General features: G+C 65.5%; 17 protein-coding genes. 8 read left to right on the top strand and 9 right to left on the bottom strand.

Annotation, left to right across the window (positions count from 1 at the left end; genetic code table 11):
* The first annotated feature begins 136 nt into the window (after window positions 1-136).
* From JMY28_RS14740 to JMY28_RS14730, 3 genes are all read left to right on the top strand, one after another.
* Window positions 137-2,053 (top strand): bifunctional sugar phosphate isomerase/epimerase/4-hydroxyphenylpyruvate dioxygenase family protein, encoded by a 1,917-nt coding sequence (locus JMY28_RS14740; RefSeq protein WP_201696693.1) that lies wholly within the window; start codon window positions 137-139, stop codon window positions 2,051-2,053.
* 129 nt (window positions 2,054-2,182) lie between these two features.
* Window positions 2,183-3,361 carry a porin gene (locus JMY28_RS14735; protein ID WP_201696654.1) on the top strand — a complete coding sequence of 393 codons (1,179 nt, stop codon included), beginning with the start codon at window positions 2,183-2,185 and terminating at the stop codon, window positions 3,359-3,361.
* Between the two features lie 129 nt (window positions 3,362-3,490).
* Complete coding sequence (locus tag JMY28_RS14730; RefSeq protein ID WP_236596866.1) at window positions 3,491-4,867, top strand: PucR family transcriptional regulator; 1,377 nt, start codon at window positions 3,491-3,493, stop codon at window positions 4,865-4,867.
* A 26-nt stretch (window positions 4,868-4,893) separates the two neighbouring features.
* On the opposite strand, the gene JMY28_RS14725 is transcribed toward JMY28_RS14730, so the two are convergent.
* Window positions 4,894-6,504, bottom strand: a complete 1,611-nt coding sequence (locus tag JMY28_RS14725) for an AMP-binding protein (RefSeq protein WP_201696653.1) — start codon at window positions 6,502-6,504, stop codon at window positions 4,894-4,896.
* Between the two features lie 330 nt (window positions 6,505-6,834).
* Here JMY28_RS14725 and JMY28_RS14720 point away from each other — a divergent pair, with 330 nt between their 5' ends.
* Window positions 6,835-8,418 carry an inorganic phosphate transporter gene (locus JMY28_RS14720; protein WP_201696652.1) on the top strand — a complete coding sequence of 528 codons (1,584 nt, stop codon included), beginning with the start codon at window positions 6,835-6,837 and terminating at the stop codon, window positions 8,416-8,418.
* Window positions 8,419-8,451: 33 nt separating this feature from the next.
* Here the strand turns inward: JMY28_RS14720 and aliA are convergent, their stop codons facing one another.
* Genes aliA through badH form a run of 4 tightly spaced genes read right to left on the bottom strand, consistent with a single transcriptional unit; the run spans window position 8,452 to window position 12,977 of the window.
* Window positions 8,452-10,119, bottom strand: coding sequence for a cyclohexanecarboxylate-CoA ligase (gene aliA / locus JMY28_RS14715; RefSeq protein WP_201696651.1), 1,668 nt, complete (start codon window positions 10,117-10,119; stop codon window positions 8,452-8,454).
* A gap of 46 nt (window positions 10,120-10,165) precedes the next feature.
* On the bottom strand, window positions 10,166-11,317 hold the full coding sequence (aliB, locus tag JMY28_RS14710) for a cyclohexanecarboxyl-CoA dehydrogenase (protein ID WP_201696650.1): 1,152 nt from the start codon (window positions 11,315-11,317) through the stop codon (window positions 10,166-10,168).
* A gap of 59 nt (window positions 11,318-11,376) precedes the next feature.
* Window positions 11,377-12,159, bottom strand: a complete 783-nt coding sequence (badI, locus tag JMY28_RS14705; protein WP_201696649.1) for a 2-ketocyclohexanecarboxyl-CoA hydrolase — start codon at window positions 12,157-12,159, stop codon at window positions 11,377-11,379.
* A gap of 50 nt (window positions 12,160-12,209) precedes the next feature.
* Entirely contained in the window at window positions 12,210-12,977 is a 768-nt protein-coding gene (gene badH / locus JMY28_RS14700) for a 2-hydroxycyclohexanecarboxyl-CoA dehydrogenase (protein WP_201696648.1), read from the bottom strand.
* Window positions 12,978-13,208: 231 nt separating this feature from the next.
* Between badH and JMY28_RS14695 the strand changes: the two genes are divergently transcribed.
* Window positions 13,209-13,631, top strand: a complete 423-nt coding sequence (locus JMY28_RS14695; RefSeq protein ID WP_201696647.1) for a MarR family transcriptional regulator — start codon at window positions 13,209-13,211, stop codon at window positions 13,629-13,631.
* A 46-nt stretch (window positions 13,632-13,677) separates the two neighbouring features.
* Window positions 13,678-14,019 carry a DHCW motif cupin fold protein gene (locus JMY28_RS14690; protein ID WP_201696646.1) on the top strand — a complete coding sequence of 114 codons (342 nt, stop codon included), beginning with the start codon at window positions 13,678-13,680 and terminating at the stop codon, window positions 14,017-14,019.
* A gap of 20 nt (window positions 14,020-14,039) precedes the next feature.
* Here JMY28_RS14690 and JMY28_RS14685 read toward each other — a convergent pair whose 3' ends face one another.
* The 3 genes from JMY28_RS14685 to JMY28_RS14675 form a co-directional block, all read right to left on the bottom strand.
* Window positions 14,040-15,167, bottom strand: a complete 1,128-nt coding sequence (locus JMY28_RS14685) for a J domain-containing protein (RefSeq protein ID WP_201696645.1) — start codon at window positions 15,165-15,167, stop codon at window positions 14,040-14,042.
* A 117-nt stretch (window positions 15,168-15,284) separates the two neighbouring features.
* Entirely contained in the window at window positions 15,285-17,063 is a 1,779-nt protein-coding gene (locus JMY28_RS14680) for a cobaltochelatase CobT-related protein (RefSeq protein WP_236596865.1), read from the bottom strand.
* A 14-nt stretch (window positions 17,064-17,077) separates the two neighbouring features.
* Complete coding sequence (locus JMY28_RS14675; protein ID WP_201696690.1) at window positions 17,078-18,301, bottom strand: AAA family ATPase; 1,224 nt, start codon at window positions 18,299-18,301, stop codon at window positions 17,078-17,080.
* A gap of 226 nt (window positions 18,302-18,527) precedes the next feature.
* Between JMY28_RS14675 and JMY28_RS14670 the strand changes: the two genes are divergently transcribed.
* The gene (locus JMY28_RS14670; protein WP_201696644.1) at window positions 18,528-19,343 is read left to right on the top strand and encodes an AraC family transcriptional regulator; all 816 of its coding nucleotides are present in this window, start codon (window positions 18,528-18,530) and stop codon (window positions 19,341-19,343) included.
* Window positions 19,344-19,368: 25 nt separating this feature from the next.
* Here the strand turns inward: JMY28_RS14670 and JMY28_RS14665 are convergent, their stop codons facing one another.
* Complete coding sequence (locus tag JMY28_RS14665; RefSeq protein WP_201696643.1) at window positions 19,369-19,578, bottom strand: hypothetical protein; 210 nt, start codon at window positions 19,576-19,578, stop codon at window positions 19,369-19,371.
* 369 nt (window positions 19,579-19,947) lie between these two features.
* Here JMY28_RS14665 and JMY28_RS14660 point away from each other — a divergent pair, with 369 nt between their 5' ends.
* Window positions 19,948-21,282, top strand: a complete 1,335-nt coding sequence (locus JMY28_RS14660) for an efflux RND transporter periplasmic adaptor subunit (RefSeq protein WP_201696642.1) — start codon at window positions 19,948-19,950, stop codon at window positions 21,280-21,282.
* The last annotated feature ends 8 nt before the right edge of the window (window positions 21,283-21,290 follow it).

Genomic DNA, 21,290 nt, shown 5'->3' with positions numbered 1-21,290 from the left:
GCAAGTGTGCCTGCGGTGCGCCAGTTAGTTAAGCGCCCGCCCCACGCTGCCGCGCCGGACCCTTGTTCAACACCGAAGTTGCAGTCAGCCCGCTCCCATGCCCATGTCCAAGCCGCTCCACACCCCCTCTCGCGCGCTGCGCCGCTCGATCGCCACGGTGTCGATCAGCGGCACGCTTGCCGAAAAGCTCGCCGCCATCCGTGCCGCGGGCTTCGATGCCGTCGAAATCTTCGAGAACGATCTGCTCTACTTCGAAGGTTCCCCCGCCGACGTGCGGCGCATGGCTGGCGATCTCGGCCTCGATATCGTGCTTTACCAGCCGTTCCGCGATTTCGAGGGCGTCGCGCCCGAACGCCTCGCGCGCAACATCGAACGTGTGAAACGCAAGTTCGACGTGATGCATCAACTGGGCACGGATCGTTTGCTGGTGTGCAGCAATGTCTCGCCCGAAACGATCTGCGACGACGGCCTCGCCGCCGAGCAGCTCGGCGCGCTTGCGCGAGCAGCGGTCGAAGCGGGCGTGACGATCTGTTATGAAGCGCTCGCCTGGGGACGCCACGTGCGCACCTATGGCCACGCGTGGCGGCTCGTCAACACGGTGAATCACGCGAACCTCACGCTCGCGCTGGACAGCTTCCACACGCTCTCTCTCGACGACGCGCCCGACGGTATCGCCGCGATTCCGGGCGAACGCATCGGCTTCGTGCAGATCGCCGACGCGCCGAGAATGCAGATGGACGTGCTCGAATGGAGCCGGCACTATCGTTGCTTCCCGGGCCAGGGCGACTTCGCGCTCGCGGATTTCACGGCGCAGGTGGTGAAAAGCGGCTACACGGGCCCGCTCTCGCTCGAAATCTTCAATGACGGCTTTCGTGGCGCGCCGCCCGCCGCTACGGCCGCCGACGGTCATCGCTCGCTGCTGCTGCTCGAATCACTCACGCGCGAGACCCTGCAAGCGGAGCATGTCGACGCGAGCGCGCTCTACCATCCGAGCGCCGCACCCGCGAACGCGCAGTGGCAGTTCCTCGAATTCGCCGTGGACGACACGGCGCGCGCGCACGTGGCGAACCGGCTCGAAAAGCTGCATTTCCGCCGCGCGGGCCAGCATCGTTCGAAGGATGTGACGCTCTATCAGCACGGCTCGGCTGCCATCGTCCTGAACGCCGAGCCCGACTCGTTCGCCGACGCGTTTTTCCAGCGCCACGGGCTCTCCCTGTGCGCCTCGGCGTTTCGCGTGGACGATGCGCGCCTTGCGCTCGAACGCGCCGCGGGCTTCGGCTACCAGCCGTTCTCGGGCCGCGTGGGTCCGAACGAGCGCGTGGTGCCAGCCGTCCAGGGGCCGGACGGCAGTCTTAACTATTTCGTTAACGAGGAGGCTGGCCAGCCCACGCTCTTCGAAGCCGATTTCGCGCTCACGGATATCGATGGTCCCGTCGAAGTGGGACCCATCTTGGGCATCGATCACGTGAGCCTTTCGCTGCCGGCCGGCTCGTTCGACTCGTGGGTACTGTTCCTGAAGTCGGCGTTCGGGCTCGACGCCACGCCCGCCGTACTGGTGCCCGATCCGTACGGGCTAGTGCGCAGCCGCGCGCTCATGAGCCGCGACCGCGGGTTGCGCGTCGTGCTCAACGCCTCGGTGGACCAGCATACCGCCGCGGCGGAAACCGTCCGTGCCTATCACGGTACGGGCCTGAACCATGTGGCGTTCAACACCGGCGACATCTTCCGCGCAGTGACCGAATTCGAGGCGGCCGGCGTGCCGCTCCTGCGCGTGCCCGCGAACTACTACGACGATCTCGACGCGCGCCACGCACTCGCCCCCGAGTTTCTCGACGCCCTGCGCGACCACAACCTGCTCTACGACCGCGACGAAAACGGCGGCGAGTTCCTGCACGCCTACACGGAAACGCTCGACCAGCGCTTCTTCCTGGAGATCGTGGAGCGGCGCGGCGGCTACGACGGCTACGGCGCGCCCAACGCAGCCGTGCGCCTCGCGGCGCAGGCACGTCAGCGCGCGCTCGCCGCCAAGGGGGCGAGCGAACCGCAAGATTGATGCACACGCAGTCAATGTAGTCACTTTAGTCACTTCCCGCCGCAGTACGTACGCCGCATCGACCTGAAAATCATGTGGCGTAGCAAAGACAAAACAATAAGCAGTCCAAATTTAAACGGAGACGCAACGATGAAGAAAGCAGGCCTTGGTCTTGGAACGTTTATCGCAACTGGCGCAGCCCTCGTGGCTAGTCCCGCGTTCGCGCAAAGCAGCGTTACGCTCTACGGCGCCGTCGACGACGCCATCACCTACGTGAACAACCAGAACGGTCACTCGAACGTCTATCTGCGCCAGGGCAACCTGTATGCGTCGAAGTTCGGCTTGCAGGGCAAGGAAGATCTCGGTGGCGGCACGTTCGCGATCTTCGATCTGCAAAACGGCTTCGACCTCAACAGCGGCGCGCTTTCGTCGAGCGGACTGATCTTCAATCGTCAGGCTTACGTGGGTCTGCAGAACCAGAACCTGGGCACGTTCACGGCTGGGCGCCAGTACACGCCGTATTACCTGTTCGTCGGCCCGCTCACAGGCAGCTCCTGGCTCACCGGCGCGACCGGTGCGCACCCCGGTGACATCGACGGTCTCGACACGACCGTACGCATCAACAATTCGGCCACCTACACCTCGCCGATCTTTTACGGCGTGCAGGCAAGCGCCATGTACGCACTCGGCGGGATTGCGGGCAGCACCGGCAAGGGTCAGACGTGGAGCGCCGCGCTGCGCTATTCCGCTGGCCCGGTGAGCCTCGCCGCGGCCATCCTGCGCATGGACAACGCACAGCTGACGAGCGGCTTCGACAGCTCGTCCACCGGCAGCTTCGGCAAGTCCTCGCTGAACACGGGCTATGTCTCGGCGAGCGCGGTCCAGCACATCGCGGCCGCCGGCAACTACACGATCGGCAATCTGATCGTCGGCGCCTCGTATTCGAACGTCCAGTACATCGCGGGCGGCAAGTCGATCTTCCACGACACGGCCATCTTCAACACCTGGGCGGCGCTCGCGGTGTACCGCTTCACGCCGGCCTTCGACGTGGGCGGCGGCTTCGCCTACACGCTGGCTTCGCAGGCCAATGGCATCACGAGCGGGGCGCGGTATCAGCAGTACTCGCTCAAGGAGTCGTACCACCTCTCGAAACGCACAACGCTTTACGCCCTGCAGGCCTACCAGCACGCGGGCGGCCAGACGCTCGGCGCGAACGGCGGGGGTGACATCGTCAACGCGAGCCCGGCCGTGGGCGACTCGCAGAACGTCACGCCCTCGTCCACGCGCTCGCAGTTCGTCGGCATGGCGGGTATCGCGCTGTTGTTCTGATGGGCTACCGACCGGGGGCCGTCTGGACGGCTCCTGGATCCGCATGAAGCCCCTCGACGCAGCGGCACGGCGCTGAGTACACTCGCGGGTATTGCCTAAACGAATCCGCGCGAATTTCGCGAACTCACCGTGCCGCCCCTCGTTCCCGCCATCAGCCCACGCCTGCGCAGCAAGCTGCGCACGCTCGCCAAAACCCAGCTCAAGGCTGTTCAGCGCACCTACGATACGCTGCTCTCGCTCGAAGGCTATAGCGCACTCTCGGCGGCGGCGCGCAAGGACATCTTCTCGTCGATCGCGTTTTCCGCGGACCTATGGTTCCAGTGCCTGCTCGACGGCACGCAGCCCACCTCCGAAGTCATGGACCAGACTGCGGCGTTCGCACGCCGCCGCGTGCACCAGAACGTGCCGCTGCGCTCGCTGCTGCGCGCGTTTCGTCTCGGCGCGCGCGAACTTTGGCGCACCTGCACGGAGCTTGCCGAGGCGGACCCGGCGCTCGCGCACGAGCTGCTGTTCGATGTTTCGCCTTATCTACTCGATTACTTCGATGCGATGGCCGAGCATATCGCCGAGGCTTATCTCGACGAGCAGCACCAGCAAGCGCGCTGGCGCGGCTCGCTGCTGCAGCAGCTCTACGACCTCGTGTTCCATGCCCCGGACGACACCGCGCGCTTTCGCGAGACCGTCGAGGCGCTCGGCCTCGACGCCACGCTGCCGCGTATCGCGCTCGCCGTCGATCTGGACTTGCGCGACCACGCGCCTTCGGTGCGCGAGGATGCACTCGATCGTTTTGCGCTCAGCGCCGCGCGTCATTTCGAAGTGAAACCCGATGCGCTCGTGCGAGTGTGGCACCGCGAGCGGCTGGTGTTCTGGCTGCCGTGCGTGCGCGGCGATTCGATGACGCGCAACGATCAGCGCGCGGCCGAGCATGCGGCCGCACTAGTGCGTGCCGAGCCGCGCGTGCGCAGCATCGGCATCGGTCTGATGAACGAAGGGGCGCGTGGCTGGGCGGCTTCCGTGGAAGAGTCGCTCAAGGCCGTGGACTTCGCGCCTCGCGGCAGCCGCGCGGACGACGACGAAAACGACAATGAACATGGCGATGAATCTGGCAACGAGTTTGGCAACTTCGTGCGCGTGCACCGCTTTTCGTCGATCGCCATCGAGGAAAGCGTGCGCAGCAGCGCCAATGTCCTGCGCTATCTCGTCTCGCTCGCCGAGCAACTGGCGACGGAAGCGGACCTGCTCGCCACGCTCGCAGCGTGGTTCGCCAGCGGGCAGCGGCGGCGTCAGACGGCTGAAACGTTAGGTGTGCATCCGAATACGCTCGACTACCGGCTCGAGCGTATTGAAACGCTGTTGGGCGCGAAGCTCGACGACGCCCAATGGATCGCAAGGCTCGATATTGCGCTCAAGCTGCGCTCAGCGACGCAGAGTTCGGAGCGCGATGGAAAAAAGAAGGAGAAGAAGGGCCGACTGGGGGTGAAGAAAGCGAAGCGCGCGGCACACTGAATGACGCCGCGCACTCCTCTCGCGTTTTACCCCGCGTCGCGCAGTTCCCGCCGCAAGATCTTCCCGACCGTCGACTTCGGCAGCGCCTCCACAAAGCTCACCACGCGCGGCACCTTGTACGCCGCGAGTTGCGCGCGGCAATGCGCGATCACCGCTTCCTCGCTCAGCGCCGCCTCGCGCGCGGGAACCACGAACACACGCACGGCCTCACCGCTTCGTTCGTCGGCCACGCCCACGCACGCGCATTCGGCCACACCCGGCAGCGCGGTCACGACCGCCTCGATTTCATTCGGATACACGTTGAAGCCCGAAACGAGGATCATGTCCTTCGAGCGATCGACGATGCGCAGGAAGCCGCGCGCGTCGAACACGCCCACGTCGCCGGTGCGAAAGTAGCCATCGTCCGTAAATGCGGCGCGCGTGGCCTCGGGCTGGTTCCAGTAGCCCTGCATCACCTGGGGGCCCTTCGCGCAGATCTCGCCCGGCTCGCCCGGCGCTGCCTCGACGCCGTCGTTCATCAGCTTGACGTCGGTGGAGGGCACCGGCAGCCCCGTCGTGCCCGTGAAGCGGTCGACGCTCCCCGGATTGAACGACAGCACGGGGCTCGTCTCCGAAAGCCCATAGCCTTCGCGGATGAACCCGCCGGTAATCGCCTGCCAGCGCTCGGACACCGTGGGAATGATCGCCGCGCCGCCACCGCCCGCGAGCCGCAGCCGCGAAAAATCGACCTCGCCGATCTGCGGATGCGCAACGAGCCCCGCATAGAGCGTATTCACGCCCATGAAGCTCGTGGGGCGCGCGGCCTTGAACACGTCGATCAGGCCGCCTAGATCGCGCGCGTTCGCGATGAGCCAGTTCTCGGCGCCAATCGAGAAGTAGACGATGAGATTCACCGTCAGCGCGAAGATGTGATAGAGCGGCAGCGCGGTCACGACGACTTCCTCGCCTGGGTTCATGAAACCCGGCATGAAAGTCTTGAATTGCTCGACATTGGCGACGAGGTTGCGATGCGTGAGCAGCGCGCCCTTGGAAAGCCCGGTTGTGCCGCCCGTGTATTGCAGGAAGAGCGCGTCGTCGCCGCACAACGTGGGGGCTTCGAACGGCAACGTCGCACCTTGCTCGAGCGCCGCGGCAAACGAGCCGGGCTGCGGATCGCGCTCGCTGCCCGCGCTTGTGCAATCGCTTGCGGCAACGCTCAACACGGTTTGCACCGCCGTATTCGCCTTGATCGCATCGAAAGTGGGCAGCGCGCCGTCGAACACCACGAGCGTTTGCGCGCCGGAATCCACAAGCTGATGCTGAAGCTCACGCGGCGTATAGAGCGGATTCACGTTCACCTGCACCGCCCCGGCTCGCACGATGCCGATCAGCGCAATGGGAAACGCAAGCAGGTTCGGCAACATCACGGCGACGCGGTCGCCCTTCTTCACGCCCGAGTGCTGCAAATACGCCGCGAAATTGCGCGACAGACGATCGACGTCGGCGTAGCTGAGCATGGTGTTGCCCGCGCGCAATGCCGGCCGGTGCGCATGTTCGCGCATCGCTTCGTCGAACATATGCGCGAGCGACGGATGCAGATCGGGATTGATGGTAGTGGGGATCTCGCCGTAGCTGGCGAGCCAGGGGGCTCTCGACACGTTCGTCTCCTAGAAGTCGGTCGCGGCTTGTTTGCAAGGTGCCGCGTTTCATGACCATGCTACGGACTTGCCCGCGCCCGGAGAACTGGGAAAGCGGATAACGTGATTGTGAATAGTCACAAAAGCGGTCACAAAAGCGGTCACAAAACCGCACCGGCGCTCAAGCGGGTGCGACGTCACTTCCGTGTCTGATTTTTGTCAACTGTGCGACACTGCACCGTCGTCCGAATCGCCATTCTGGCGTGCCGAAGCGGCATTGCGCCACGCACGTTTGCTAACCCGCATACGCTGCGCCGAGGCGCTTCCCAAAGCGGATTGACCAGAGCATCCATGCCGGACATACCCTTGTCCCCCTCCCGCGCGCCGAGCGCACGCCGCCGCGGCATTGGCATCGCCTTATTTCTCGCCATCATTGCGGCCGGGGCGATTTACGTAATCGATCATCTCGTCGTTGATCTGCGCGCCGTGCGCGAGAGTTCGGCGCTGCCCTTCATCCTGCTCGGGCTCGCGCTGATTATCGCGCTCGGCTTCGAGTTCGTGAACGGCTTTCACGACACCGCCAACGCCGTCGCCACCGTCATCTATACGAACTCACTCGACCCGCATCTCGCCGTGGTCTGGTCGGGTGCGTGGAATTTTATCGGCGTGCTCGTTTCGAGCGGCGCGGTCGCGTTCGGCATCCTGCAACTGCTGCCGGTCGAACTCATCCTTCAGGTGGGCAGCGGTGCGGGCTTCGCCATGGTGTTTGCACTCCTGATCGCCGCCATCGTCTGGAATCTCGGCACGTGGTATTTCGGGCTGCCGTCATCCAGTTCGCATGCGCTCGTGGGCTCGATCATCGGCGTGGGCATCATGAACCAGTTCATCAGCGGGCCGTCCGGCACGAGCGGCGTGGACTGGGACCAGGCGCTGGGCGTAGGCAAGGCGCTGCTGTTCTCGCCCGTGGTCGGCTTCGTCATGGCCGCGCTGCTGCTCCTCGTGCTCAAGCTGCTCGTGCGCGTGCCCGCGCTCTATGCCGAGCCCAAGCCCAACCAGGCGCCGCCGCTCTGGATCCGCACGCTGCTCATCCTCACCTGCACCGGCGTTTCGTTCGCCCACGGCTCGAACGACGGCCAGAAAGGCATGGGCCTCATCATGCTGATTCTGATCGGCGTCGTGCCTACCGCCTATGCACTCAACAAGGCCGTCACACCCGAGCAATCCACGGCATTCGTGGTCGTGGCGCGCGAGGCGTCCGCAACGCTGGCCCGATACGCGACCGGCGCGCCGCCTGAAAATGCCCGCGCCGAAGTCGAGGCATTCGTGCGCACACGCAAGCTCACGCCCGCCACGCTGCCCGCGCTGCGCAAGCTTACCGACACCATCGGCGACCAGGTGGCCCTTTCCGGTTCGATGGCAACGGTGCCCGACGCGATCGTCGACAACGTGCGCAACAACATGTATGTCGCGAGCGAGGCGATCCGGCTGATGCAGAAGGCGAAGTCGCCACCGATGTCACCCGCGGACGCCAAGGTGCTCGACACCTTCCGCCAACAGATGGACTACTCGACCAAGTTCATTCCAACCTGGGTGAAAGTCGCTGTGGCCGTGGCGCTCGGTCTCGGTACGATGGTGGGGTGGAAGCGCATTGTCGTGACAGTGGGCGAAAAGATCGGCAAGCAGCATCTCACCTACGGTCAGGGCGCCTCGGCCGAGGCCGTGGCCATGATCACCATCGGCATGGCCGATGTCTACGGATTGCCGGTGTCGACCACACACGTGCTCGCCTCGGGCGTGGCCGGCACGATGGCCGCGAACGGCTCGGGCCTGCAGTGGGGGACTGTGCGCAATCTCGTGCTTGCGTGGTTGCTCACGTTGCCTGCTTCGATCGCACTTGCTGCCACCCTTTACTGGATATTCCGGCAGGTGTTCTGAGCACGTGGAGGTTCGTCCATTTCGGCTACCTGTTTAGGAAACCTCTTTATCTGCTTCACGCAGCATGTCGCGCAAACGGAACTTCTGCACCTTGCCTGCAGGCGTGGTCGGCATGGCGTCGAGCAGCAATAGCCGTTCGGGCAAATACTGCACGGCAACCCTGTGCGACTTGAGGAATCCGACGAGCGAGGGCAGATCGACAGCTACGCCAGGCTTGGCCACCACCACGGCGCAGGCGCGCTCGCCTAGTCGCTCGTCCGCATACGCGACGATCGCCACTTGGGCAATCGCGGGGTGACGGTAGAGCAGCGACTCGATCTCGACCACGGGAATGTTCTCGCCGCCGCGAATGATTACGTCCTTGCTACGTCCGCTGATGCGGATGTAACCGCGCTCGTCGACGATCGCGAGGTCGCCGGTGTCGAACCAGCCTTGCGCGTCCGTGGCGTTGAGGTGGGCGCGCTTGAGATATCCGCCGAAACCCGAGCATGCGCGCACGAACAGCCGACCCGCTACGTTCGGCGGCAGCGCGAGGTCGTTCTCGTCCACTACCTTCACTTCCACGCCCGGAAGCGGCACACCATCGGTCGTCGAAGCGCGTTCGTCATCGTCATCCAGACGGGTGAGCGTCACCGCACCCAGCTCCGTCATGCCCCACGCGGAAACGATCTTCGCCCCCAGCGCCATCCGTGCGCGCTCGACCAGTGCGCCGTGAATTGGCGCGCCCGCACACAAAAACGTGCGCAGCGTCGGCACGCGCGTTCCCGCGGCGATGGCCCCGTTTGCAATATCTCCGAGGAAGGCCGTGGAAGCCATCGTGAACGTCGCGCGCTCCTGCGCGATCAGCGCGAGCGCTGCCTCGGGCTGCCATACGTCCTGCAACACAGCGCTCGCCCGCAATGCGATCGGCATCATAAGGCCATACATGAAGCCGGTTTGATGCGCCATGGGCGAAGCCATCAGCACGACGTCGTCGCGACCGAGACGCATGGCCTGCGCATAAGGAAGGATGTTCGAAAACAGTGTGTTCGCCGTGTGCATCACACCTTTGGGCTCGCCCGTCGTGCCGGAGGTGTAAAGCAGTTGCGTCACGTCGTCGGGGCCTGGGCGATTGCGCGTGAGGATCGCTTCCGCGTCGCTCGAGTCTTCCCAACGCGGGCCGCTCAGGAGCGCTTCGAAGCTGTGCTGCGCTGGCTTTCCTTGCTCCGTTGCGCCCACAACCACCACGTGCTGCAAGGCGGGCAGTTCAGGGTGCAGCGCGCGCAGCATGGCCTCGTAATCGAAGCCTCGATAGCGCTGCGGCACGATCATCACCCGACTCGCGCCATGGTTGAGCATGAACGACAACTCGCGCTCGCGAAAGATCGGCATGAGCGGATTGAACACCGCGCCGATGCGCGAGCACGCGAGATAGAGCAGCGTGAACTGCCAGCAATTGGGCAGTTGCATCGAGACCACGTCGCCCTTCGTGACTCCAAGCCGCGCCAGACCCACGGCAATGCGATCCGCCATGCGCGCCATCTGCGCGTAAGTGAAGCGCGTGCTCTCTCCCGCTTCGATTCGTACGGCAGTGAGCGCGACTTTGTCTGGACATTCGGCCACACAGGCGTCCAGTTCGTCGTTGATGGTGCGCCCGGGCCACCAGCGCCGTGCCGCCTCGCGCGCGCGGCGCGGCCCGATCAGTACTGCGTCGAACTCCATGTGCTGCCTCCCGTGGCGTTGAAGGGAACGTCGCAGGTGGCGCGTATCATGCCGGCACCGCGTCGCGGCCAGCGTTCGAGCGCGCGATGATGGTCTTCATGATCTGGGCCGTGCCGTCACCGATCTGGAAGCCCAGCACGTCGCGCAGGCGCTGTTCGAGCGGCCCGCGGTCGTAGCCACCGTGCCCGAACGAAAGCAGACATTGATGCACCACGTCGTAGGCGAGTTTGGGCCCCCACCACTTGCACATGGCGGCCTCGGCCGTATGGGGCAACCCGCGGTCCTTGAGCCACAGCGTTTGCAGGCACAACAGGCGTGCAGCCTCGACCTGGGTCGCGTATTCGGCAAGTGGATGCGAAACACCCTGGAACGCAGCAAGCGGCTTGCCGAAGGCTTCGCGCTGCGCTACGTACTCCCAGGTTTCCTCGAGGCTCACGTTCGCCACGGCGAGCACCTGCAGGCCAATGAGCGCGCGCGAAAAGTCGAAGCCCTGCATGACCTGAACGAAGCCCTTGCCCTCTTCGCCCAGCAGGTGATCCACTGGCACGCGCACGTTCTCGAAGAAGATCGAACCGCGTCCAATCGCGCGCTGCCCGTGGCAATCGAAGCGATTGCGCGTGACGCCCGGCAGATCCATCGGCACGAGAATGGCCGAAACGCCGCGCGCGCCGTCTTCCACGCTGCCGCTGCGCGCGAACACGACTGCGGCGTCGGCCTGGTCGGCGGCGGAAATCGAGGTTTTCTCGCCGTTGAGGACGTAATGGTCGCCCACGCGCTCCATTTTCAGGCGCAAGTTCGCGGCGTCCGAGCCGCCGCGCGGTTCCGTGAGCGCAATGGCGAGCAGCGCGCGGCCCTGCGTGAGCCGCTCGAGCCACGCTCGCGCAATCGCGGGCGCAGCGTGCTTCGCCAGAATCTGCCCGTTGAGCGAGGCAAGCAGGTTGATGTACGAGAGGCTCAGGTCGGCTCGCGCAATCTCTTCATGGATCACACCCGCGGCGAGGCAGCCCAGGCCCTGGCCGCCATATTGCTCAGGCAATTCCGGCGCGATGAAGCCCATCTCGCCCATTTCGCGCATGAGGTTGCGATCGAGCACGCGCGTGGTGTCGCGTTCGATGAAGCCAGGCGCCACACGTCCCTGCGCGAAGCGCCGCGCGTGTTCGCCGAGCGCGGCGAGGTCTTCGTCGAAATACGGATTCATGGTGTCTCCTTGAAGCATTTTTCTACTGATTCGCAATCCTTATCGTCGTGGAGACGCCTTTATTTGGCGTACTTGCGGAACTCGGGCTTGCGCTTTTCCTGGAACGCGCGCACGCCCTCGCGCGATTCTTCCGTGTCGTAGTAGAGCTTGAGTGCGTACATCCCCATGCCCGCGATGCCGGCCTGGTGCGCGGTGTCCATATTGAACGAGCGCTTGGCGATCGCAATGGCTGTGGGGCTCTTTTCCATGATCTCGTCGCACCACTTCTGCACTTCCACGTCGAGCTGATCGTGCGGCACGACCGCATTCACGAGGCCCATGGCCAGCGCTTCGGCGGCGGGATAGCGGCGGCACAGATACCAGATCTCGCGCGCCTTTTTCTCGCCCACCACGCGCGCGAGGAACGCCGTGCCGTAACCCGGATCGACCGAGCCGACCTTCGGGCCCGCCTGCGCGAACACCGCCTTCTCCGAAGCAATGGTGAAATCGCAGATCGTGCACAGCACGTTGCCGCCGCCCACCGCATAGCCCTGCACGCGGGCGATCACGGGTTTGGGCACGTCGCGAATCGCGGTGTGCAGTTCCTCCATCGGCAGGCCTATCGTGCCGCGTCCGTCGTACTGTCCCGCGTGCGCGGACTGATCGCCGCCCGTGCAGAACGCTTTGTCACCCGCACCAGCAAGGACGATCACGCCGATGTCGCGGTCATAGCCCGCCTTGTTGATCGCGTGAATCAGTTCGTCGCAGGTGCGACCGCGAAACGCGTTCATCTTGTCGGGCCGGTTGATGGTGATCCATGCCGCGCCGTTGCGCACCTCGTAGAGAATGTCTTCGTAGTTCATGATCGATGCCGTTCCTTTTTCGTAGTCGGGAGGGAAAGCGTTTGCCGGCATTAGCCCGCCATGGTCAGACCGCCCGATACGCTCAGCACCTGTCCCGTGATGTAGTTCGCGTCGTCGCTCGCGAAGAACACGATCGCGCCCGGCAAATCGTCGGGCTGGCCGATACGGCCAAGCGGAATGGCGCGCTGGAACGCTTCGAGCAGCTTGTCCGGGTTGCCCGCGCCGTCCTTGTATTCTGCGAAGAGCGCGGTGTCGGTCGGGCCCGGGCACACCACGTTTACGGTGATGCCGTGGCGCGCATGCTCACGCGCAATCGTCTTCGAAAACGCCACGAGACCGCCCTTGCACGCCGCATAGACCGCTTCGCCCGACGAACCCACACGCGCGGCGTCCGAGGCGATGTTGATGATGCGTCCGCGCTTGCGCTCGGCCATGCCAGGCAGCACCGCATGATGCATGTGCAGCGCGCCCGTGAGATTGATGGCGATGAGCTTCTCCCACTGCACCGGTTCGGTTTTCGTAAAAGGACGGAAAACGTCCCAGCCCGCGTTGTTCACGAGCACATCTACGGGGCCGAGCTGCGCTTGCACTTGCTGCAGCGCCGCTTCCACGTCTGCGCGGTTCGTGATGTCGCAACGCAGCGCCAGCGCCTGGCCGCCCTTTTCATGAATATCCTCAGCCACCTTCAGCGCCGCTTCGAGCGTCAGATCCAGCACCGCCACGCGCGCGCCCTCGGCTGCGAAGCGCCGGCAGGTCGCCCCGCCGATGCCGCCTGCGCCGCCCGTCACCACGACCGTCTTACCTTCGAGTTTTCGCACCGCGATCCTCCATTCCGTTGAGCAGTACCCTATACGCCTTCGACGCCAGACCCGCCTCTGATCTCCGCATCGAATTATGTCAATATGTTGACGTATACTAGGTAACACCCAGATCGAAGACAAGCGTATATACACCAGGAGAAACCCTTGCAAAAAACATCGAAAATTCGGGATTCGAGCCGCTTCGATCTTGCCAATCGACTGTTCTTCCGGCTCTATCAATGCGCAAACATGTTGCACAAAACCGGTACGCGCGCAGTGGAAGCCGAGGGATTGACCACGCAGCAATGGGCGGTTCTCGGCGCGCTCTCGCGCCCGGAAGCTCAACCAGGCATGAGCGTGGGCGATCTCGCGCGGTATCTGATGGTGAGCCGCCAGAATCTCTCGGGCCTGATCAGCCGGATGGAACGCGACGGCCACGTGACTGCCCAGGCGGATGCGCGCGATCGTCGCTCGCGTCTGGTTTGCATGACCAAGCCGGGCCGCAAGCTATGGGTTGCGCAAGCCACGCCGAAAATCGAGGCGTACTACGAAGCAGTGCTAGACAATTTTTCTTCCGACGACATGACGCACACGCTGCACTATCTGCTGAAGCTGCTCGATAACATGAAGCGTGTGGACGAACGAGAGCGCGTGGCAGATGACGATGCGTGAGCATCGCTCCGCTACAATCGGACGATACGCACAAGGAGAAAACCGCATGAAAATGGACGCATTTCGCTTCGGAACCACCGACTGGTCCGGCGTCGAGCCCACGCAACACAAAGGGGAAACGGGTATGGCCACCTGGCGCACGCGTTTTTTCGGCGACGAAGCCAACCCGATCCGCGTGCGCATGGTCGAGTACTCGCCCGGCTACCTCGCGGATCACTGGTGCAAGAAGGGGCACATTCTGTTCTGCCTCGAAGGCGAACTCGAAACAACGCTCGACGACGGGCGCAAGTTCGTCCTCACCCCCGGCATGAGCTATCAGGTGGGTGACAACGCCGAGGCGCACCAGTCGTACACGCGCACGGGCGCAAAGCTTTTCGTCGTCGATTGAAAGCGGCCGGCGCCGCCGCTTCAGCGCGGCGCGCCGAGATCGGCGTCGAGCCGCTTGCGCAGGTCGCGCACCACGCGTGCCGCAGGCACGAGCCACCACAGGGGAGCCGCCACGGAGAAGTCATACGCGAGCGCCGTCTGCGCCGCGCCAGTCGTGTGCGCCCGGCACCGGAACGCCACCACCTGGCGTCGCGTGCCGGTTTGCGAGCCAGGTGAGAAACGCATGACCGCACGCAGCGCGAATTGCGTATCGTCAGGCGCAACCTCGTACGATTCGACGCTCCACTCGGCACCGTAGTGCGCCTCGTGACGCAACGCCGCGCTCACGCGCCGACGCGTTTCGTCGCCGGGCAAGGCCACGGGGTGCTCGCGCCCGGCACGCCCGGCACGGTATAGCGTGCGCTGCGACCAGCCCCAGCCGAACGTGAGTACCACTCCGCCCGCCACGAGCGCCCACCGCAGGATGTGGGTGAGCCAGCGGCCAACCTCGAAGCGCGCGATGGGCGCGAGCAGCAAGCCCGCGATCCAATGCGCGATAACGTAAATCACAATGCACGCGAACACGCTCGCCGAGAGCGTCAGCAGCCAGCCCCGCGAAGGGTCGTCGAACTTCGCAAACAGAAAATCGCGCACGCCTGAACGCGCGTGCACGTCAACGGCTTGAGTCTCGGGGGCGTCCTGCCGCTCGCCTGGCGGCGCCGCATCCACTTCGTCGCGCAACCCCGTGAGTTCGCCGTGCAGCGAGTCGCGTTCGGTCCGCATGCGCTGGATCTCGTCGAGGGTGCGCGTGCGTTCGGCGCGCAGCCCGTCCAGTTCAGCGCGCACGCGTTCGCGCTGAACCAGCAGCGCCTGCATCTGCGCGTGCAACTCCTCGGCCTGCGCGACGCTCAGCGCGGAACGGCTCACCGGCGGCGCATGATGCACGGACCAGTACGCGTCGAGCAACTCACGCGCCTCCTTGACGCGCTTGAACTGGTCGTCGGCCCAGCGCATCGAGGCGGCCGTGGGGTGCCGCCATTTGTCGGGATGCAGGATCTGCGCGAGATGGCGATAGTGATGCTTGATGTCCGCCTCGCTCGCCCCCGGCTCCAGATCGAGCCGGTAGTAGAGGCGGTCGTAATCCACGGGTCGGTGATCGCGGCCTGGCATGACCTGTATGTATTCCTCAGTGGATGGATTGGCAGGCGGGGCAACGCCTGCTTGTTCAAGTTAGCGCAATGCGCCCAGTCCGGCAAGGAAAGCGCCGCTGCCCGCGCCCGCACAGTTTCAGTGCGGCCGGGCCGCCAGCAGGCGGCTCAACGTCGCGAACGCGGTGGCAGGCAGTTCGTACAGCTTGCGCACGACCACGGCGTTCGGATAGAACGCCTCGACCGCGTCGTCCAGTATGCCGATGCCGACTAACTCGATGCCCTGCTCCGCCACCGCCTGCACGCGCGCGCGCAGGTCGGTGCGCAACACGGCCGGGTCGCCGTCGCTTGTCGAAGGATAGCCGTCCGATAGCACGAAAAGCAGCCGCCGGCGCGCCTTGCGTTGCGCGAGCCGCCCCGCCGCCCAGGCAAGCGCTTCGCCGTCGGGGTTCTCGTTGCCGCACTCGATAGCCGCGAGCCCGCTCAGGTCGCGTGAGTCGAAACGCTTGAACACGCGCAGATCCAGCCGCTCAACGAAGCGGTTATAGGCCCGCAGATCGGCGCTGGCCGCGCGCTTGCGCTCATAGAGCGTGCGCATTTCCGGCGCTTCGATCGAGCTGTAGCCGAGCACTTCCGAATCGAAAGCGAGCTGTGTCAGTGCATCGGCGAGTGCCGCCGCGCACAGGCGCGCCAGATCGATCTTGCGGCCCGCCATCGAGCCGCTCAGGTCGAGCAGCAGCGTGACCACCGTGTCGCGACCACTCGCATGACGCGCCACGCGAAACGGCGTGCGGTAGCCGCGCGAGGCGGCCAGACGCGCGAGCGCGGCGCGATCGATCTCGCCGCGCTCCTGCTCGCGCTTCCAGTGCGTGAGTTCGTCGGCCTTGAGCACACGCTCGAGGTGGGCCTTGAGCGCGCCGGTTTCCGCGCGCGCCAATGCGCGCAGCTTGCGCCAGGCGGTGGCGTCGCCGCGGCCCGTGAGGTCGGTGACGACGTCGAATGCCGTGGTCAGCGGGATCGACAAGCGGGGCCGCATTTGCGCGGGGCTGCGGTTGTCGGCGGCGGCGTGCGGTGCATCCGCTTCGGAAAGCGCTGTGCCGGCGGCGGAATCGGACTGCGTGCTCGTGCGTGCCGAAGCGCCTCCGTCACGCTCGCGGGCGTCTTCTGATTGCGCGGTGCCCCCCGGCGGTTCGACCTCGTCTTGCGCGCCGAATTCGTCCAGCGCCTGGGCGAGCCGGGTTGCTTCGTCGTCGAGGCCTTCGACCGGGCCCGCTGTCTGCATCATATTGTTCGCGCCGCGCGATGCGAGCGAGCGCACGGCCGCCACGATCTCCGTGGCCGCGCGCAGGCTGGCGCGCGTCGACAGGCTCGCGCGCGCCGCGCCAAGTGGGACGTCGATCGCGCGTAGCGCGGCGGCAAGCGCCGCTGCATCACGCTCCAGCACGCCAGGCGCTTCGTCCCAGAGCGTGCGCTCGATCGCCCACGCAAGGCGCTCGCGCCACGCCAGTTTCGGCCAGCGTCGCGCGATGTCCTCGCTGCGCTGCGCACGCAAGCTTTGCGCGTAGCGTCGCGCGCCAGGGAACGTCCGCGCGAGCTGCGCGAGCACGCGACGATCTTCGATCGCCTGCGCAATGCGCCCTGTCACGCCGGCTTGCGGCGTGTCAAGACGCGGCGTTTCGCTGTAGCGACGCCGCGCAGCCAGCAAGTCGAGCGCGCCGAGCAGTGCGGCTTCATTCGCGCCATCGCTCGCGAGGCGCGCGGGCAGCACGAAGCGTTCGCCCTCCACGCGCGGCTCGCCAGCGCCGAACGTCACGCTCACGCGCGCGTCGCCGGTCAGAACGCGCGCGAGGCGCCCGAGGGCACCCTCGGGATCGGCGCTCGCCGTCAAACCTTCTGTTGCGTCATGCAAGCTGGACACAGGCGCCTCCGCACTCACGCGTCGAAGATCACGTGATGACGGATGATGCTGCGGATGAGCGCCGCCTCGTCCGCGCTTACCTTCGCATAGATCGCCGGCCCCGCCGCGCGCTCGACATCGCCCGTGCGTAGCATGAGTTCGGCCCAGTCGATCAAGCGCCGCGTCGAAAACGCGCTCGCGAGGTCCTCGCGGGCGAACGCCGCGCGGCAGTCGGCGGCGATGGCGGCGAGTGTCTGCGCGAGCGGCCGCGTTAGCACGGGCAGCGTGCGCAGCAATACTTCGGTTTCCTCTTCAAGTGAGAGATAGTCGAACAGGTACACGCGCCAGCGATCGAGGAACGCCTCGTTGAGCAGGTTCGCCCCCTGGTACAGATGGCGGTACGCGCTCATCGCGCCCGCGGCGTTCGCGGTGGCGAAGAGGCGGAACGACGGATGCGGCTCGACGATTTCGTTGCCGCGCTCCTTGAGCAGCAGGCGGCCGTTCGGTTCCAGCACGGCGGTGAGCACGGCAAGAATGGACGGCTCGGCAAAGTCGAGTTCGTCGATGATGAGCCAGTAGCCCTCTCGCATCGCCACGGGCAGGATGCCGTCCACCCAGATCGTCTCGCCGCCCTTCACGGTCCAGAAACCCACGAAGTCGCCAATCGTGGTCTGGCCGTTCATGTTCGCGCGCAGCACGCCATAGTCCGCGCGCGCGGCCACCTGCTCGATGAAGCTCGTCTTGCCCGAGCCCGTATGGCCGATCAGCATGACGCGGCGATTTTCTACGATGTCCTGAACGATATCGTCGCCGCGCCCGGTGAAAAGATAGGCCGCGTTCACGCGCGGCACCAGTGCGTTCGGCTTGCCGCGCGGCAGTTCAACGCTGCCGATGCGTACGGTGGGCGTGCTGGATTGCGGTTCGGCTTGGGCCGCTCCGGCCTCGCGCGCCGCTCGGACGGCTTGCTGCAAGGCTGCTGAAAACGTGCCGCCCGCTTGTGCGGCTCGCGCTTCATCGGCGCGCTGCGCTTCGGAAACGAAACCCTCGCGACGCCACTTGAGCAGCTTCGCTTCGAGATTGTCGAGATCGATTTCGGTGTCGATGTCGACTTTGTCGTCCTCGCCCTGCCCGTGCTCGATGCGGTACATATGCGCGCGTCCGGAAGGCGAGACTCGCCACCATTCGCTCGCCCGGCCGGCGCCGCGGGTGTAGATGCCCAGCGGGTCTTCGTCTTGCAGTGCGGGATAGGAGGCGTTCATGGGCGGGAAATACAGGGCGCTGGCGCGCGGTCCGGTCAATCGTCTCATATTACCGGTGCCTGGTCGAAGTGCGGCAATGCGCAAAAGCGTGACAATGAGCATCACGCGAGGATCACGCGAGGACCACGCCCGCACCACGGCCGTGCTTCCAGCACACGTCCAGCCATGCTAGCGTGACGATCGCCGTACGAGGCGCGCACGCCTCACCTGTCACCCGGAGACCCCCATGCCCCAAGCCGCGCCCCCCGAACTCGACGACGAGCCCGGGCGCGGCCGAACGCTTGCCCGCCGCTACCCGCGCGGCCTCCAGATCGAGCCGCACACGCATACCTGGGCGCAGGTGCTCTACGCCGTTTCGGGCGTGATGTGGGTCGAGGTGGAACGCGAAGCACTCGTCGTGCCGCCGCAGCGCGCCGTGTGGCTGCCGCCCGGCACGCAGCACGCCATTCACATGCTGAGCGCCGTCGAGATGCGCAATCTCTACCTGCACGAGCGCGATAGCCGGCACCTGAGCGAGCGGTGCGAAGTGTTCGAGATCAACGGCCTGCTGCGCGAACTCATCACGAGCCTCGCGGAACGCGCGCGCGAAGACGACGACGCCTGGCTCGACGCGGCCTATCGCCTCGCGTCGATCGAACTCGCCCACGCGCCGCGCTCCACGCTGCGCATTCCGCTGCCCGATGCATCCGACCGCCGCCTCGCCACGCTGTGCCGCGCGGTGATCGACAACCCGTCGGCCGATATCGGCTTCGAGCAGCACGCGGCATGGGTGGGCGCGAGCGTGCGCACGCTCTCGCGGCTCTTCACGCGCGAGCTTGGCATGGGGTTTGCGGAATGGCGCCGCCAGGTGCAGCTCGCACTCGCAGTCTCGCGCCTCGCGGAAGGCGAGCCCGTGAGTGCCGTGGCGCGCATGTTGGGCTATCTGCCCAGCAGTTTCAGCGACATGTTCCGCCGCGAACTGGGCGTGCCGCCCAGCGAGTTCCGGCCCACCGGCACACTTGGCGGCGTAGCTGGCTTCGCAGAGGAAAGCGCGGCAAAGTGACGCGCGCGCGGACTCATGCTGCAGATCAATGCGGCGGCAGATCGCCCACTAGCGGAAACATGTCGGGCGTATAGCCCATATTGAAGTAACCGGCCCGTGCATAGGTGGCGATTCGTTCGAGCTGCTCGGTTTCGCGCGACGTGTCGCGCAGTTCGGGCTCGTCGCCGTGAGGCACAGGCGCGCTGTTCGCACGGCCGCGCCGCGCAAACCACGTCGGCATCGATAACTTCGACATTGCGGACTCCTTGCAAGGCGTTGACCCCTTCCAATCTAGACAGTCATTGGCGCGCACGCAAACAAGCATTTCTACGATGCATTGCACACCGCGACCGGCGCTCTCAGATCACCCGATACGCCCGTTGTAAACCCCCGAAAACCTTACAAACAACTAACGTTTCGAAATTGGCGCACGAGTTGGTTAGACTGCGAGTCTTGGCCTTCGCTGTATGGCGAGGTCCGGCTTCGACGGCATAACAATGATGAGAATGCGTATGCAGCAACTCGACAGTCACCGGCAGCAATTCGCGGCGGACAACCCGTTTAGCGCGCCGACATGGTTTTTCCGCACCGCCTCTAGCGGTGGTCCGACCTCCTGGAGGCAGGCATGAGCGACGTCCCGCAGACGCAACCCGCGCCCCAGCCACCCCCGCCGCCGCCCTCGCCACCCCCGCAGGCGCCGAAGCGCCGCCGGCTCGGCCCGCTCATTCTCGCCATTGTCGTGGTCTTGCTGATCGTGCTCGTGATCGTGCACATCATGCGCAACAAGAAGACGGAGCATGGCCCGGCGCCGCAGGTCGTGACCGTGGCCGCCGCCACGCTCGGGCCCATGCCGGTGACGCTCAATGCGCTCGGCACTGTGACGCCTATTGCCACTGTCACGGTTCTACCGCAAATCAGCGGCTACCTCACCGAGGTGGGCTACAAGGAAGGCCAGGATGTCGTGAAGGGGCAGTTCCTCGCGCAGATCGACCCGCGCCAGTATGAGATCAGCAAGGAGCAGGCGCAGGCGCAACTCGCGAAGGACGAGGCCCTGCTCGCCCAGTCGCGCGCCGACCTCGTGCGCTTTACCCAGTTGCACGAACAGCGGTCTATCGCCGAACAGACCTTCACCGACCAGAAGTTCCTCGTCATGCAGAACGAGGCCGCCGTGAAGGCCGATATCGCCAACGTCAGGCTCTTCGAACTCGATCTCATCTACTGCCGCATCACCGCGCCGGTTTCGGGCCGCGTGGGCCTGCGGCTCGTCGACCCGGGCAACTACGTGACCTCGTCGAGTTCCACGGGCATTGCCGTCATCACGACGATGAAGCCCACCACCGTCCAGTTCGCGATCCCGCAGACCTCGCTCGGCAGCGTGCTCGAGCGTGTCAACGCCGGCGCGAAGCTGCCGATCACCGTCTTCAGCAGCGACAACACACGCCAGATCGCCACCGGCACGCTCTTCGCGCTCAGCAACCAGATGGCCACGGCCACCGGCACGGTCACGCTGCGCGCGAGCGTGCCCAACGACGACGAGGCGCTCTTTCCCAACGAGTTCGTCAACGTGAGGCTGCTCGTCGACACGCTGCAGAACGCCGTGCTCGTGCCCACGCCAGCCGTGCAGACCGGCGCGCCCGGCGACTACGTGTACCTCGTCAACGCCGACAACACCGTGTCGGTCCACAAGGTCACGCTCGGGCCGAGCGACGGCCGCTATACCGTGATCTCCGCAGGCCTGCAGCAGGGGCAGCGTGTCGTGACCGACGGCCTCGACCGCCTCAACGACGGCGCGAAGATCCAGCCCGCGGGGCCGAGGCCCGCCACGCACGCCGGCGCCGCGAGTGGTGCGAGCGGCGCGAGCGCCCCGCATCACGGCAGCGCACCCCGGGCGTCGAGCGCCCCCGGCGCCACGGCGCCGAACGCTTCCGACGCGAGCGCGGCAGCCTCGCAAGCTGGTTAAGCCCCGGA

It is taken from the genome of Paraburkholderia hiiakae (assembly GCF_904848665.1).
Taxonomy (GTDB): Bacteria; Pseudomonadota; Gammaproteobacteria; order Burkholderiales; family Burkholderiaceae; genus Paraburkholderia; species Paraburkholderia hiiakae.
Note: the sequence above shows the minus strand (reverse complement) of the source record. Positions and strands in the feature narration are given on the sequence as shown.

Coding starts and splice junctions, on each gene's coding strand:
- badI (WP_201696649.1), bottom strand. CDS start 12,159: ATGAACTACGAAGACATTCTCTACGAGGTGCGCAACGGCGCGGCATGG.
- aliA (WP_201696651.1), bottom strand. CDS start 10,119: ATGGAGTTCGACGCAGTACTGATCGGGCCGCGCCGCGCGCGCGAGGCG.
- JMY28_RS14670 (WP_201696644.1), top strand. CDS start 18,528: ATGCCCCAAGCCGCGCCCCCCGAACTCGACGACGAGCCCGGGCGCGGC.
- JMY28_RS14685 (WP_201696645.1), bottom strand. CDS start 15,167: ATGCCAGGCCGCGATCACCGACCCGTGGATTACGACCGCCTCTACTAC.
- JMY28_RS14660 (WP_201696642.1), top strand. CDS start 19,948: ATGAGCGACGTCCCGCAGACGCAACCCGCGCCCCAGCCACCCCCGCCG.
- JMY28_RS14720 (WP_201696652.1), top strand. CDS start 6,835: ATGCCGGACATACCCTTGTCCCCCTCCCGCGCGCCGAGCGCACGCCGC.
- aliB (WP_201696650.1), bottom strand. CDS start 11,317: ATGAATCCGTATTTCGACGAAGACCTCGCCGCGCTCGGCGAACACGCG.
- JMY28_RS14665 (WP_201696643.1), bottom strand. CDS start 19,578: ATGTCGAAGTTATCGATGCCGACGTGGTTTGCGCGGCGCGGCCGTGCG.
- JMY28_RS14735 (WP_201696654.1), top strand. CDS start 2,183: ATGAAGAAAGCAGGCCTTGGTCTTGGAACGTTTATCGCAACTGGCGCA.
- JMY28_RS14695 (WP_201696647.1), top strand. CDS start 13,209: ATGTTGCACAAAACCGGTACGCGCGCAGTGGAAGCCGAGGGATTGACC.
- JMY28_RS14675 (WP_201696690.1), bottom strand. CDS start 18,301: ATGAACGCCTCCTATCCCGCACTGCAAGACGAAGACCCGCTGGGCATC.
- JMY28_RS14690 (WP_201696646.1), top strand. CDS start 13,678: ATGAAAATGGACGCATTTCGCTTCGGAACCACCGACTGGTCCGGCGTC.